Annotated in this window: 14 protein-coding genes; 5 read left to right on the top strand and 9 right to left on the bottom strand. The window is 62.3% G+C overall.

Translation table 11 applies throughout. The features are described 5' to 3' along the window. Positions 1 to 5: 5 nt before the first annotated feature. From tuf to rpsL, 4 genes are all read right to left on the bottom strand, one after another. Complete coding sequence (tuf, locus tag AT302_RS25480; RefSeq protein WP_058376384.1) at positions 6 to 1196, bottom strand: elongation factor Tu; 1191 nt, start codon at positions 1194 to 1196, stop codon at positions 6 to 8. Between the two features lie 85 nt (positions 1197 to 1281). Further along, the gene (gene fusA, locus AT302_RS25485) at positions 1282 to 3384 is read right to left on the bottom strand and encodes an elongation factor G (protein ID WP_058376385.1); all 2103 of its coding nucleotides are present in this window, start codon (positions 3382 to 3384) and stop codon (positions 1282 to 1284) included. A 117-nt stretch (positions 3385 to 3501) separates the two neighbouring features. Further along, entirely contained in the window at positions 3502 to 3972 is a 471-nt protein-coding gene (rpsG, locus tag AT302_RS25490; protein ID WP_017232357.1) for a 30S ribosomal protein S7, read from the bottom strand. Between the two features lie 126 nt (positions 3973 to 4098). Continuing rightward, positions 4099 to 4473 carry a 30S ribosomal protein S12 gene (gene rpsL / locus AT302_RS25495; protein WP_010804142.1) on the bottom strand — a complete coding sequence of 125 codons (375 nt, stop codon included), beginning with the start codon at positions 4471 to 4473 and terminating at the stop codon, positions 4099 to 4101. A 387-nt stretch (positions 4474 to 4860) separates the two neighbouring features. Between rpsL and AT302_RS25500 the strand changes: the two genes are divergently transcribed. The 3 genes from AT302_RS25500 to AT302_RS25515 all read left to right on the top strand — a co-directional run bounded on the left by AT302_RS25500 (position 4861) and on the right by AT302_RS25515 (position 8536). After that, entirely contained in the window at positions 4861 to 6255 is a 1395-nt protein-coding gene (locus AT302_RS25500) for an aminotransferase-like domain-containing protein (RefSeq protein WP_058376386.1), read from the top strand. A 176-nt stretch (positions 6256 to 6431) separates the two neighbouring features. Beyond that, the gene (locus tag AT302_RS27775) at positions 6432 to 7589 is read left to right on the top strand and encodes a hypothetical protein (protein WP_157125876.1); all 1158 of its coding nucleotides are present in this window, start codon (positions 6432 to 6434) and stop codon (positions 7587 to 7589) included. 224 nt (positions 7590 to 7813) lie between these two features. Continuing rightward, positions 7814 to 8536 (top strand): HAD family hydrolase, encoded by a 723-nt coding sequence (locus AT302_RS25515; RefSeq protein ID WP_058376389.1) that lies wholly within the window; start codon positions 7814 to 7816, stop codon positions 8534 to 8536. Here AT302_RS25515 and AT302_RS25520 read toward each other — a convergent pair. Beyond that, positions 8484 to 9185: an AraC family transcriptional regulator gene (locus tag AT302_RS25520; RefSeq protein ID WP_237172018.1), complete on the bottom strand. Its 702-nt coding sequence runs from the start codon at positions 9183 to 9185 to the stop codon at positions 8484 to 8486. The two genes, AT302_RS25515 and AT302_RS25520, sit on opposite strands and share 53 nt — an antisense overlap. Before the next feature lie 245 nt (positions 9186 to 9430). Further along, the gene (locus tag AT302_RS25525; RefSeq protein ID WP_058376391.1) at positions 9431 to 9832 is read right to left on the bottom strand and encodes a CopD family protein; all 402 of its coding nucleotides are present in this window, start codon (positions 9830 to 9832) and stop codon (positions 9431 to 9433) included. 149 nt (positions 9833 to 9981) lie between these two features. Here AT302_RS25525 and AT302_RS25530 point away from each other — a divergent pair, with 149 nt between their 5' ends. Continuing rightward, positions 9982 to 10290 carry a DUF4148 domain-containing protein gene (locus AT302_RS25530; RefSeq protein WP_084656469.1) on the top strand — a complete coding sequence of 103 codons (309 nt, stop codon included), beginning with the start codon at positions 9982 to 9984 and terminating at the stop codon, positions 10288 to 10290. Positions 10291 to 10583: 293 nt separating this feature from the next. On the opposite strand, the gene AT302_RS25535 is transcribed toward AT302_RS25530, so the two are convergent. Together AT302_RS25535 and AT302_RS25540 are read right to left on the bottom strand one after the other, a co-directional pair. Beyond that, complete coding sequence (locus tag AT302_RS25535; protein WP_058376393.1) at positions 10584 to 11294, bottom strand: dienelactone hydrolase family protein; 711 nt, start codon at positions 11292 to 11294, stop codon at positions 10584 to 10586. 302 nt (positions 11295 to 11596) lie between these two features. Continuing rightward, entirely contained in the window at positions 11597 to 12004 is a 408-nt protein-coding gene (locus AT302_RS25540) for a DUF302 domain-containing protein (RefSeq protein ID WP_058379947.1), read from the bottom strand. A gap of 187 nt (positions 12005 to 12191) precedes the next feature. Here AT302_RS25540 and AT302_RS25545 point away from each other — a divergent pair, with 187 nt between their 5' ends. Continuing rightward, positions 12192 to 12701, top strand: coding sequence for a hypothetical protein (locus AT302_RS25545; protein ID WP_058376394.1), 510 nt, complete (start codon positions 12192 to 12194; stop codon positions 12699 to 12701). Between the two features lie 32 nt (positions 12702 to 12733). Here the strand turns inward: AT302_RS25545 and AT302_RS25550 are convergent, their stop codons facing one another. Next, a complete protein-coding gene (locus tag AT302_RS25550) occupies positions 12734 to 13666 on the bottom strand; it encodes a LysR family transcriptional regulator (RefSeq protein ID WP_058376395.1) in 933 nt (310 codons plus the stop codon). Positions 13667 to 13792: the final 126 nt, after the last annotated feature.

A 13792-nucleotide genomic window follows, 5' to 3' on the forward strand; every position in this document is an offset into this window, starting at 1 on the left:
CGCTATTAGGCAACGATCGTAGCAACCACGCCGGCGCCGACGGTACGGCCACCTTCGCGGATTGCGAAACGCAGACCTTCGGTCATGGCGATCGGAGCGATCAGCTTGACCGTGATCGACACGTTGTCGCCCGGCATGACCATTTCCTTACCTTCCGGCAGGCTGATCGAACCGGTCACGTCCGTCGTACGGAAGTAGAACTGCGGACGGTAGTTGTTGAAGAACGGCGTGTGACGACCACCTTCGTCCTTCGACAGAATGTAGACCTCGCCCGTGAAGTCCGTGTGCGGCTTGATCGAGCCCGGCTTGGCCAGAACCTGACCACGCTGGACGTCTTCACGCTTCGTGCCGCGCAGCAGAATACCCACGTTGTCGCCTGCTTGACCTTGGTCGAGCAGCTTGCGGAACATTTCAACGCCCGTGCAAATCGTCTTGACCGTCGGCACGATGCCCACGATTTCGATTTCTTCGCCGACCTTGACCACGCCCGACTCAACGCGACCCGTCACCACCGTGCCACGGCCCGAGATCGAGAACACGTCTTCAACCGGCATCAGGAATGCCTTGTCGATGGCGCGCTCCGGCGTCGGGATGTACGTGTCCAGCGCTTCAGCCAGCGCCAGAATTGCCACTTCACCCAGTTCGCCCTTGTCGCCTTCCAGCGCCAGCTTGGCCGAACCCTTAACGATCGGCAGATCGTCGCCCGGGAATTCGTACTTCGTCAGAAGCTCACGAACTTCCATTTCGACCAGCTCGAGCAGCTCGGCGTCGTCGACCATGTCGCACTTGTTCAGGAACACGATGATGTACGGCACGCCAACTTGGCGGGCCAACAGGATGTGCTCACGCGTTTGCGGCATCGGACCGTCTGCGGCCGAGCAAACCAGGATTGCGCCGTCCATCTGCGCAGCACCGGTAATCATGTTCTTGACGTAGTCGGCGTGGCCCGGGCAGTCAACGTGTGCGTAGTGGCGGTTAGCCGTTTCGTACTCGATGTGCGCGGTGTTAATCGTAATACCGCGTGCCTTTTCTTCCGGCGCTGCGTCGATTTCGTCGTACTTCTTAGCCGTGCCGCCGAACTTCGACGACAGAACCGTTGCGATAGCGGCCGTCAGGGTGGTCTTGCCATGGTCAACGTGACCGATGGTGCCGACGTTCACGTGCGGCTTAGTCCGCTCGAATTTTTCCTTTGCCATTTCCGAATCCTCAGATACTGAATAGACGATTTAAACAGAGTGACGGGCGCTGCATCACATGACGCAGACACCCTTCAAAACGAATTTACTTGCTCTTGGCGCTGATGATGCCTTCGCTCACGTTCTTCGGAGCTTCAGCGTAGTGCTTGAACTCCATCGTGTACGTGGCGCGGCCTTGCGTAGCCGAACGCAGCGACGTCGAATAGCCGAACATTTCCGACAACGGAACTTCAGCGCGCACGATCTTGCCGCCGCCGACCATGTCATCCATGCCCTGGATAATGCCGCGACGCGACGACAAGTCGCCCATCACGTTACCCATGTAGTCTTCCGGCGTTTCGACTTCGACAGCCATCATCGGCTCGAGAATCACCGGGCTGGCGCGACGCATAGCTTCCTTGAAAGCCATCGAGCCGGCCATACGGAACGCGTTTTCGTTCGAGTCCACATCGTGGTACGAACCGAACGTCAGGCGAACCTTCACATCAACCACCGGGAAGCCGGCCAGAACACCGTTCTTGAGGGTGTCTTGAATACCCTTGTCGACCGCCGGGATGTATTCGCGAGGAATGACACCGCCCTTGATCTCGTCGAAGAACTCGTAGCCCTTGCCTTGCTCGTTCGGCTCCAGCGTGATGACCGCGTGACCGAATTGGCCGCGACCACCCGACTGCTTGACGAACTTGCCTTCGACGTCCGTCGCTGCCTTGCGAATGGTTTCGCGGTAAGCAACTTGCGGTGCGCCGATGTTGGCTTCCACGCCGAATTCGCGCTTCATGCGGTCCACCAGAATTTCGAGGTGGAGCTCGCCCATACCCGAAATGATGGTCTGACCCGATTCTTCATCGGTTTGCACGCGGAACGACGGGTCTTCCTGCGCCAGGCGGTTCAGGGCGAGGCCCATCTTTTCCTGGTCGACCTTGGTCTTCGGCTCGACAGCCTGCGAAATCACCGGCTCCGGGAACACCATGCGCTCGAGCACGATCGGGGCGGTCGGGTCGCACAGCGTGTCACCCGTGGTCGCGTCCTTCAAACCGACGGCTGCGGCGATGTCGCCTGCACGCACTTCGTCGATTTCTTCGCGCTGGTTCGCGTGCATCTGCACGATACGGCCCAGACGTTCCTTCTTGCCCTTGACCGAGTTCAGCAGCGTGTCGCCCTTGTTCACGACGCCCGAGTAGACGCGGAAGAAGATCAGCTGGCCAACGAACGGGTCGGTCATGATCTTGAATGCCAGCGACGAGAACTTCTCGTCATCGGCAGCGCGGCGCTCGACCGGCTCTTCCTTGTCGTTCGTGCCCTTGACCGGCGGAATGTCGATCGGCGACGGCAGGAAGTCGATCACGGCGTCCAGCATACGCTGCACACCCTTGTTCTTGAACGCGGTACCGCACAGCATCGGCTGGATTTCGCAAGCGATGGTACGCGTGCGCAGGCCCAGGATGATGTCTTCTTCGGAGAGGTCGCCCTCTTCGAGGTACTTGTTCATGAGCGCTTCGCTCGACTCGGCAGCAGCCTCGACCATGCTTTCACGCCACTTCTTGGCTTCCGCTTGCAGCTCGGCCGGAACGTCGACGTAGTCGAACTTCATGCCTTGCGAAGCTTCGTCCCACAAGATGGCCTTCATCTTGATCAGGTCGACGACGCCCTTGAAGTTTTCTTCAGCACCAATCGGCACCACCACCGGCACCGGGTTGGCCTTCAGGCGGTTCTTCAGTTGGTCATAGACCTTGAAGAAGTTTGCGCCGGTACGGTCCATCTTGTTGACGAACGCCAGACGCGGCACGCCGTACTTGTTGGCCTGACGCCACACGGTTTCCGACTGGGGCTGCACGCCACCCACAGCGCAATACACCATGCACGCGCCGTCAAGAACACGCATCGAGCGCTCGACTTCAATCGTGAAGTCGACGTGACCCGGGGTGTCGATGATGTTGATGCGGTGCTTTTGGTAATTGTTCGCCATGCCGGACCAGAAGCAGGTCGTGGCAGCCGACGTAATCGTGATGCCACGCTCTTGTTCCTGCTCCATCCAGTCCATCGTCGCGGCGCCATCGTGCACTTCACCGATTTTGTGGTTCACACCGGTGTAGAACAAAATGCGCTCGGTCGTCGTGGTTTTACCGGCGTCGATGTGAGCGCTAATACCGATGTTGCGGTAGCGCTCGATAGGGGTTGTACGAGCCACTTTAAGCCTCTTTCAATGTAGCCGCCATTTTTGAGGGGGCTACTAACACAAACGGGCGAGGCGCAATTTCTCATGCGCACCCGCCCCGGTTTCTGCTCTAGGTACTGCCTGCCAGCGTCAGAAGCGGAAGTGCGAGAAGGCCTTGTTGGCTTCAGCCATGCGGTGAACTTCGTCACGCTTCTTCATCGCACCGCCACGGCCTTCCGAGGCTTCGATCAGCTCGCCTGCCAGACGCAGGGCCATCGACTTTTCGCTACGCTTCTTCGCGGCCTCACGCAACCAACGCATCGCCAATGCCATACGACGCGACGGACGCACTTCGACCGGAACTTGATAGTTTGCACCGCCAACACGGCGGCTCTTCACTTCAACCACCGGCTTCACGTTACCGAGAGCCGTGTTGAAGATTTCCAGCGGATCCTTGCCCGCCTTGGTTTGGATCTGCTCGAAAGCACCATAAACGATGCGTTCTGCCACCGACTTCTTGCCGGCAAGCATCAACACGTTCATGAATTTAGCGACATCAACGTTGCCGAACTTCGGATCGGGCAACACTTCGCGCTTGGGGACTTCGCGGCGACGCGGCATAATTTCTTCCTTAATTGTTTCAGTCGGAGCCAGGCTCCAGGCCACCTACTAGCCCTTCTCAGGCCGAGTGACCACTTACTCAGTGACGATTCAACACCATCACCGAACGTATGTCCGTGAGGCTGCTTAGGCCTTCGGACGCTTCGCGCCGTACTTCGAACGGGCTTGCTTACGGTCCTTGACGCCTTGCGTGTCGAGGCTACCGCGCACCATGTGGTAACGCACACCCGGCAAGTCCTTCACACGACCGCCGCGAATCAGCACGACCGAGTGTTCCTGCAGGTTGTGGCCTTCACCGCCGATGTACGAGATGACCTCGAAACCGTTGGTCAGGCGCACCTTGGCAACCTTACGCAGTGCCGAGTTAGGCTTCTTGGGCGTCGTCGTGTACACACGGGTGCACACACCGCGACGCTGCGGGCAGTCCTGCAGGGCCGGGCTCTTGCTCTTGATTTGAGCAGAGGTGCGCGGCTTGCGGACCAATTGGTTAATCGTTGGCATTGTGATTTCCTAAATGTGTCAAAAGCATGACAACCAAGGCGGGCTACCATGCAGATTTACTGCGCACTTCCCGGTAACTCCTGCGGATTACCCGCACCTAACCGCTTGATGCGTAAGCATTTTGGGTTAGGCACGCGCCTACCGCCGGAAAAACCGGAGCCTGCGACTATACATGGGGGATGTGCAAGTGTCAATGCAGCCGCATGCGTTTTCGCTCGGTAAGTCGTTGATTGTTAACGGCTCCGTGGAGTGCCTCCCCCACCGGCGCCAAGTGCCCGTCCATTCGCCGAGACAGGATTCAGGCATTGCGACCGATATGTATGCAGACTAAACTGCATTACGACGCTGCATAGCGAAAAATCTCCATACATTCTACCGACATCCGCCATGGACGCCTCCCACGACACCCTGCGCGCCACCTTCTGGAAGCCCGCGCTGCTAGCCGGCAAAGGCCCGCGTTATCTGCGCCTCGCCAGCTTCATCGAGCAGGCCGTCGCGGATGGCCGGCTGCGTCCCGGCGACCGGTTACCCGCGCAGCGTGAGCTCGCCTCATGGCTCGGCATCGACTTCACCACGGTCACGCGCGCCTACAACCGGGCCCGCGAACGTAACGCCATCGAGGGGCGGGGGCCGCTGGGCACGTTCGTGAGCACACCGCGCGTCACCTTCGAGCAAGTGCTCGATCTGGGCATGAACATTCCCCCCGCGCCGTCCGACCTTTTCCTTGGAGAATTGCTCCAGCAAGGGATCGATGAGGTGCTCACCCACACCGACGCTTCCATGCTCATGGCATACCAGTTGGGCGACGGCGGCATTGCCGACCGGCAGGCTGGCGCACTCTGGCTGGCCCCCATGCTCGGCGAACTCGACGCGTCGCAGGTCTGCGTATGCCCCGGTGCACAGGCCACTTTGGCTGCGCTAATACTCACCGAGACTGCGCGCGACGAAACTATTCTGTGCGAGCCGATCGTGTATCCGGGCATCCGGAGCGCCGCCCGCACACTGGCGCGCAAGCTCGTCGCGGTGGCGACCGACGACGACGGCATGCTGCCCGACGCACTCATCGCCGCCGCCCGTGATCACAAGGCCCACGTCGTCTATCTGAATCCGACGCTGCAAAATCCGACCGCACGCACCATGCCCGAGGCCCGCCGGCGCCAGTTGCTCAATGTCGCCGAGACGCTCGACCTGACGGTGATCGAAGACGACCCTTACTGGCGCCTTGCCCACCGGGCCCCGCCGCCGCTCGCGCGCCTCGCGCCCCACCGCGTGCATTACATTGCGACGCTGTCGAAATGCCTCACACCCGGCTTGCGCACGGCCTACTTGCGCCTCGCCGACGCCCGTCGGCGCGACGCGTTCCTCGGCACACTGAACGCGTTTGCTCTGATGGCGCCGCCGTTGATGACCGGGCTGGCCACCCAGTGGATTCACAACGGCATGGCTGACCGTATTCTGGCCGGCGTGCGTAGCGCCGCCGCGCAACGCCAGGCCATCGCCGCCGAGGTGCTGGGCGACATTGGCGCAGTTTCTGAACAGGGCATCCATCGGTGGCAGTCATTGCCCGCCCCATGGACCGCGCGAGAATTGACGATGGCAGCGCGCGCCGAGGGGCTGGCCGTCACCCCGGCCGACGCGTTCTGCCTGACCCCCGATGCCCCTAACGCCATTCGTATTTCGCTGGGCGGGGTACGAGATCCCGAACGTCTCGCCAGCGCGCTCAAGCGACTGAAATCGCTCCTGAGCGAAGCGCCGCCCAGCGTGCACGCCGCGATTGTTTAGGCCCTTTGCGTCGAGTTGAACAGAAACCCCAACGCATTACGCCGGAACCGACAAACGCAATCTGCGCTAGTGGGAACACTGCGAAGCACCACGGGATAGGCCCGTGGTACTGACCGGGATGACCCCTTATGCACGTTGGAAAATGGCTGACGGCGGCATTAGCCGCCACAACGGGGATGCCGATCAATACGGCCCCCACTTCCGATTTTGCCGATGCGTTTGTCACCGGCGAGCACCCGCCGGCCTCCGACGCGGACCCTCCGGCCACGGCCAGACCTTCTGCAATGCGGCGTGCCAGCGTCCCGGCTTACGCGCCAACCGCGGCGCCTGCCTTCAGGTCGACCTTGGCGCCGACATCGGCCATCACTTCCGCCAACGCCGCCGCCCCGGCTTCGGCATCCCCATCCTCAAGCACGACCGCGACCCCACAACACTTCGACTGGTCGCGTCCACCGATCACGCGCGCGGCGTATTTGGCTGAACAGCTAGCGGATGTCCGGCCGGTCTGCGTCGTCGGCAGCCGGATGGACAGCGGCGATTGCCTGCTCGACATTCCTGCGGGAGAAAGGACCTATGTTCGCGTCAGCGAATTGATGCGACGCGGCTGCGAGAAGGCGCTGCCTCAGCACGTGCAGACAGCGCTGTCCGCCAGCCAGCGCGACGCAGACACCCTTGAAGCAGGCTTCGAAGCCCGCTTCGCCAGCGAATCGCAGGGCCGCTACGCCGCAAAGGCCATCGCGCAGCGCCTGGATGAGCGCATCGCCGGCCTGCCGCCGACGCTACGCGAGGCGCTGGCGGCGGACACCGCGTATATCGAAGTGCCGCGTCTGACCTTTCAGCGCGTCGTACGCGGCACGCAGGAAGCCCAGCGGAACAACCTGTTCCTGCGCATTCCTGACCGCGATGTGCCAGTACCCACCGGCGAGGCGCTGACCGACGAAGCCACGCTGGGGGCGTTCATCCGTATTCCGGGGCAAGGCGGCATCCGCACGTTTGTCGTCTCGCTGGGCACGCAGGCCACAATCGAGCCGGTGCAGCACGACCCCATCACCTACACGGGCCTGCATCTGGATCACCTGTTTGGCGAAGTCCCCGAGTACTACGTCATCAGCCGCATTCACATGCAAAAACTCGCCGTGGGCGACGATCTCGTGCACACCCTGTCGAAACGACTCCACGAGGGTCATCGGCGCTACTGGGACTTCGCGTACGGCAAGACCCGGGAACAGGCCGCCCGCAACTCGCATGCCGACGTTCGGCAACCACCCTGCGAGCCCCGCCCCCGACGGCTGTCGCGCACGCAACTGCTGTTCAGGCGGGTCTCGTTGGGTTGACATCCATGTACTCGGCTCCGGGTAGCACCGCGAAAAAAAGCCATAAAAAAGCGCCACCGGGGCGGCTTTCCCCCTTGATGCGCACCCGCCCTGTCAAATACCGTAGCCGAAGGTGTCGCAAACGGCGTATCCCGTGTCACCCGGCGCGTTTTATTTGATGCCGCGAATTCGTACACTCCGAGACTTCGTCTGTCACGACGCCTCTCCTCCTATTCCTATATCCCATGCAGGCGAGTTTCGAAAAAGACAGCATTCTGGTACTCGACGTCGACGGCACGCTCACGGATTCGGTGCGTATCCACCAGCGCGCACTGCTGGGCGCCATGGAGTCGCTGGCCTTCGAGGCACTGAATACCGACTGGGGCAGCTACCCGCATCACACGGATACGGGAATTCTGATCCATGCACACGCCGAGAATGGCCGCGCACTGCCGCAGCCGCACGATCTCGCACGCTTCGAGCATGAGATCGACGAACGCTTCACGGCGCTGCTCAACGCCCACGGGCTGGCGGAAATCCCCGGCGCACGCGCCTTCGTCGAAGCCGCGCACCGGTCGCGCTGGGGCGTGGTGTTCGCCACCGGCGGCATCCGGCAGGTCAGCCATCGCAAGCTGCGCTCAGTCGCCATCGACTACACCGACGCCATGCTCATCACCGCGTCGGAATACAGTTCACGCGAGCAACTGGTGAGCGAGGCCATCAAGCGTGCGCAGGCAGGTTACGGCATCACGAATCCGCGCGCGATCGTGTCGATCGGCGACGGCATGTGGGATCTGAAGGTGGCGCGCACGCTCGGCATCGACTTCGTCGGCATTGGCTCGAAGCGTCAGCGCTCACCGCTTTACGCCGAGGGCGTGCCGGTCTACGACGATATGTGGGAAGCCATGCACTGGCTCAATCCGGGTGCCGGCCGCGCGTCAGGTATTCGCTTGGCGTCACGCCCATAAGGCGGCGGAACATCGTGGAGAAGGCGCTCGGCGTGTCGTAGCCGACTTCGAGCGCCACCTGCGTGATGGGCCGCCCGGCCCCCAGCAGCGGCAATGCGCCGAGCAGCCGCATGTGTTGCCGCCATTCCCGAAACGGCAAGCCGAACTCCGTCATGAAACGGCGCTCCAGCGTGCGGCTCGACGCGCCGACTTCGGACGCCCAGTCCTGCAAGCTGCGCATGTCGGCCGGCGTGGCCAGATAAGCATCGAAGATCTTGCGCAAGCGAGTATCGACCGGCACCTGCAAGTGCAGCGGCGTGTCGCTCTTCCATTCGATTTCCTGCAACAGCAGGGCGATGACCAGACCGTCCTTGCCGTCGGCCGCCCAGTCCTTGGGTAACGCCATAGCGCGCAGAATCAGCTCGCGCAGCAACGGGGTGACACGGATGGCCACCGGCGTGTCGGGGGCGCTCAGACCGCAGCGCGCCACGTCGACGTACATCGTGCGCATTTCGACTTTGCCCCGCATACGGACTTCATGCGAGACGTTCCCCGGAATCCACAACGCGCGTTGCGGCGGTATTACCCAGAACGACGTATCGGTGCGCACTTCCATGATCCCGGCACGCGCGAACATCAATTGCGCACGCCGGTGGCTATGAGGCGTCACGATAAAACCGTCCGGATAATCTTTCGCCAGCGCGCCGACGGGGCGGTCGTGACCTGGACCATCCAGGGTTACCGCACTTGAGATCGGCATCGGGCCATTTTTCGGCGTTATAGGCGACCACGCCAGCGTAACACCGCCGACACACGCTCACCAAGCCGATTGCCCTCGATTGCCGCCGCCGTTGCCTTACCGCGTCATGGAAGCGGTTTCGATCGGCCCAACCCCGTGCCGCAGCGTCACAGTCCTCAGAAAGGCTTCACGATGACCATGACGACGATGACGGCCATCGACACCAGCGTAATGGGCAGCGCCCGCTGAAAAAGCGATGGCGAGGGTTGCATCACGCCGTCTCGCTCCAGCCTGCGCAGCGTGGCGGACAAACGCCCGTGCAGCGCCGAGATCACCAGCACGAAAACCAGTTTGACCATCAACCACGGCGCGCTCCACCAATTCGCCATCACCGCCAGCGTCGGGCCGCTCAGCCACACGACGATGAGCGCCGGCGACGCCAGCCGATAGTCGGCCTGCCGCGCGATGCGGCGCCAGTCGGGCTGCGCCAGACGTCCACCGAGCGACATCGCCACCAGCCCGGCAATCAACAAAATCACGGCAATCAGATGTACGGCCTTGATCCACAGATAAAGCATCGATGTCTCCTCAGTCGTTTTCGATTATTTCTTAATTGACAAGAGTTGCTTGACGAATGTCGTGTTTATTGTTGAGTCGCGCATCAATAGACTGTAACTGTCGACGATGAATTACACATCGCCCCCTTCAAAAGACAGGAGAAAACATCATGAAGCGCACTCTTATTACCTCGGCTCTGGTTTCCGCAATGCTTGCTGTGTCGGCCGGTTCGGCCTTTGCCAGCGACGCCTTCGACGGCCCTTCGGAGTTCTCGTGGGTCCCGCAAACCAGCGTTCTGACGCGCGCTCAAGTCCGTGAAGAACTGGTCCAGGCCCAGAAGGCCGGCCTCGTGGTTCAGCACGACAGCGTCTACCCGAAGGCAGCGCCGAGCGCCCAACCGGTCTCGAGCAGCGCCCCGGTCACCATGGGTTCGGTCGGTGGCTCGCAACGCGCCGGTTCGACCTACTTCGGTTCATAAGCTAAATTGCCGCGCCGCCCGTCCCCCTCAGGGGACCGCGGCGCGGTGCGCGTTCTGCGCACGACGACGCGTCGGCATCGTCCCGACGTTCAGCGTGTTCTCCGGTCTCGTATGGCGGGCGCTGGAAGTTTCAGCCAGCCCGGCATCACCGCAGGCTCCTGTCGCTGTGCGTAGTGGTTCAACGCACAGGACTTTGCCCGTCGCTCCGGCGACGGGCTTTTTTAGCACAGTCTGCCAATGAAAAGCCCGCCCAGGAATTGGGGCGGGCTTTTTTGTATCGCTATGGCAACGGCCTACTTCGACAGCCACGTCGAGAGGAATGCGAGCGAACGGCCGTGGGCTAGCGCCGCCGACGGCTGATGGTACGAGCCACGCGACCAGCAGTTGAAGCCGTGGTCGGCCTGCGGATACACGAAAACTTCGGTATTCGGGCGCGACTTCACGGCCTCGGTCACGGCCGTGACGATATCCGGCGTGATGTGACTATCGAGCGCGCCATAGTGGAATTGCGTCGGTACGTTGAGGCTGGTGGCTTCGCCGAGATAGTTGTGAATGCCTCCGCCGTAGTACGGCACGGCGGCATCGACCAGACCGCGCGCCGCGGCCAGATACGACACCAGTCCGCCGAAGCAGTAACCGACCGCAGCCACTTTCGCGCCCGCGTCGAGTTTGCCGCGCAGTGCCGTGACGCAGGCGCCGACGTCGGCGACGGCCTTCTCCACGTCGACCGACTTGCGCAATTCCATCGCGCGAGCCATGTCGTCACCCGAATAGCCGAGTTCGACGCGCGGGGCGGCGCGCCAGAAGATGTCCGGCGCGATCACGACGTAGCCATCCGACGCGTACTGGTCGGCCACACCGCGAATGTGTTCGTTTACACCGAAGATTTCTTGCACCAGCACGATGCCCGGTGCGTTAGCCGTCTTGCCCGACGGCGGCAATGCCAGATAGGCATCGAAAGTGCCGTCGACGGTTTCGACGCGGATCCATTGACTGTTCGACACGGGAGTGACTCCTCACGAAAAAGGGGGAAAGCCTGCGCTCGCGACCCGCCGACCGGCCGGTTCACCGGCAGCCGTGGGGAACGGCTACCTCGGGTGGCGGCTGTCGCGCGCAGAAAGGCCGGACCAGTATAGGCATTTTTCGTGATGCGCACCGGGCATGCCCACGCCCGTGGCATAAGGCTCAGCGGGCGACGACGCGTGCCCCGGCGCTCAGCCGGGAGCCATCGCGCCCGATCGCGACGTAGCGACCCTCGCCCGTCGTTTCAGTCGTCGAACCCATGCAGCACCGGCATTGCGCCGGGTCACGCCTTGAGCGCAGCCTCAAGCAGCTTCGCAACACCACCGAAGCCCGCCACTTGTGCGGCATCGATACCGTACAGCGCGCTCAACGCGGGACCGGGGTTCAGGAAATCCACCCGCACCTCATCGGCGGAAGCCGCCCAGACCATCACCTTGAGGGGCAACTCCAGCCCGGCATGCGGGTTGGCCGCCATGACCGGCGTACCGCCTTTCGGGTTACCGAACAACACCAGCCGCGTCGGTCGCAGCGACAGCCCCGCCGATGCTGCGGCAGCACTCTGATCGATGTCTGCAAAGATCGTCATGCCGTGCTGCTTGAGTGTGTCGATCACGCGCGCGAGCGTCGCGTAGAAATCCACCGGGCTGCGCAGCGACGTGACGGCGACCGGGCGAACGAAATCGGAAGTCATGAAGCGCTCCTTCTCAGAGATCCACGGCAGCATGCGGCACGAATTCGCACGCGGCTGCCAACCTGCATCGCTCCACACATTACACCTTACACACGGTTACCACTGACCGGCGCGCAGCACTCCGCGCGATACGCTTGGTGCATGCGTTCGATATCTCAGTGAACGCCTTTGCTATGGAGTCCAAATTATGAAGATCACCATCCGCCATCTCACGGGTGTCGTTGCCATGACGATGGTGTTAGCGGCAACTGCCACGACGGCCGCTCACGCAGCGCCGGCCAATATGTCGAATAGCGCGAATACCTCAGATTTACCACCGCAAATCGTCCTCGCGCAGAACGGCCCGCAAGGCAACGACATGCCGCCTCCCGGTGCCGGACCGCAAGGCCCCGGCGGCCCGCGCGGCCCGGGTCCGATGGGCCCCCGTTCACCGGGCGGTCCAGCGTTCGGCGCCATGCGTACGATCGACGAAATCGCCCACCTGTATCGTGTTGGCGGTCACCCCGAAAACGTATTGCCGTTCTATCGCGAGACGTTGACGCAAACGCGCGATCCGATGCTGCGTCACCATTTGCGCGAAGCCATCGCGCGTGAAGAACTGAAGCCGTCCGATACAAACGCGGCCATCTCGACGCTGCGCGCGCAGTTGAGCGAAGATCTCGCCGCGCTGTCGTCGCCCGACGGCAAGCGCAGATAAGTCACCCGCTTCGATGACGGCGGCGCCGCACGTCAATCATGCGAGGCAGACATGATGCGTTCGTTCCACTGCGGCAACCAGTCGAGCAGAAACTGCGCGAAACCTTCCGCAGCGGGTGACGCGGCACGCGATACCGGCCGATACACGCACACCTGACGAATCGTCTCGGGCGCGACGACACGTTGCATCACCAGACCGAAGGTATTGGCGAGCGCAGCCACGTAGCCGGGCGTCAGCGTGGACGCGAGTCCCTGCGCCGCAATACCGAGCGCCGTCGTCACGTTATCGACGACATCGATAGGCGTGATGCGTGCGTCGGGCGGAGCGCTCGCGCGCATTTGCTCGACGCTGCGCTCGTGGTCGCGCCCGGCGGCCACGAGTGGCGTGTCGCGCAGGTCTTGCCAGCGCAGTCGTTTGCGCTTGGCAAGCGGGTGCGACGGCGCGCACCACAACACCCACGGACTATCGAACGCCGGTGCCCCGGCGACATGCGCGCCGGTCGCACGATTGGGGCCGATGGCAAGATCGAGATCGCCATTGGCGACATGGTCGATGAGCGCGTCGACCGGGGTATCGACCACACGCACGACAACCTTCGGACGCAACGCCGCGTAATCGCGAATCGCTGCGGGCAGCGCCATGCCCGCGAGCACGAGCGGTGCGCCCACGCGCACGATCCCGGCGGCCCGATTGCGCAAATCGTCGGCGGTTTTCTCCGCCGCCTGCACATGACGCAATACCGATTCGGCGGATGCAAGAAAGTCGCGTCCGGCACTGGAAAGCGCGACGCGTCGCGTCGTGCGATCAAAGATGCGGAAGCCGAGCACGGATTCAAGCTCGGCCACGAGTTGGCTCACCGCCGACGACGTGAGACCCAGCCGCTTGCCGGCTTCGGCAAAGCTGTGCAGCTCGGCAATGGCCACCAGTGCTTCGAACTGGCGCAGCGTGACACGGGTCAGGGGCATGGGGTTTCGATTATCAAGTTTCGCTTACGAATCGACCAAAATCGATTGATTGTTCCGTAACGGGCCGTCGCCCACAATCGATTTCAAAAATCCACTGCGATTTCTTTGATCCCTTTGCGTCGAGAT

The organism is Pandoraea norimbergensis, assembly GCF_001465545.3.
GTDB lineage: Bacteria > Pseudomonadota > Gammaproteobacteria > Burkholderiales > Burkholderiaceae > Pandoraea > Pandoraea norimbergensis.

Coding starts and splice junctions, on each gene's coding strand:
- tuf (WP_058376384.1), bottom strand. CDS start 1,196: ATGGCAAAGGAAAAATTCGAGCGGACTAAGCCGCACGTGAACGTCGGC.
- rpsG (WP_017232357.1), bottom strand. CDS start 3,972: ATGCCGCGTCGCCGCGAAGTCCCCAAGCGCGAAGTGTTGCCCGATCCG.
- rpsL (WP_010804142.1), bottom strand. CDS start 4,473: ATGCCAACGATTAACCAATTGGTCCGCAAGCCGCGCACCTCTGCTCAA.
- AT302_RS25500 (WP_058376386.1), top strand. CDS start 4,861: ATGGACGCCTCCCACGACACCCTGCGCGCCACCTTCTGGAAGCCCGCG.
- AT302_RS27775 (WP_157125876.1), top strand. CDS start 6,432: ATGCCGATCAATACGGCCCCCACTTCCGATTTTGCCGATGCGTTTGTC.
- AT302_RS25515 (WP_058376389.1), top strand. CDS start 7,814: ATGCAGGCGAGTTTCGAAAAAGACAGCATTCTGGTACTCGACGTCGAC.
- AT302_RS25525 (WP_058376391.1), bottom strand. CDS start 9,832: ATGCTTTATCTGTGGATCAAGGCCGTACATCTGATTGCCGTGATTTTG.
- AT302_RS25530 (WP_084656469.1), top strand. CDS start 9,982: ATGAAGCGCACTCTTATTACCTCGGCTCTGGTTTCCGCAATGCTTGCT.
- AT302_RS25540 (WP_058379947.1), bottom strand. CDS start 12,004: ATGACTTCCGATTTCGTTCGCCCGGTCGCCGTCACGTCGCTGCGCAGC.
- AT302_RS25545 (WP_058376394.1), top strand. CDS start 12,192: ATGAAGATCACCATCCGCCATCTCACGGGTGTCGTTGCCATGACGATG.
- AT302_RS25550 (WP_058376395.1), bottom strand. CDS start 13,666: ATGCCCCTGACCCGTGTCACGCTGCGCCAGTTCGAAGCACTGGTGGCC.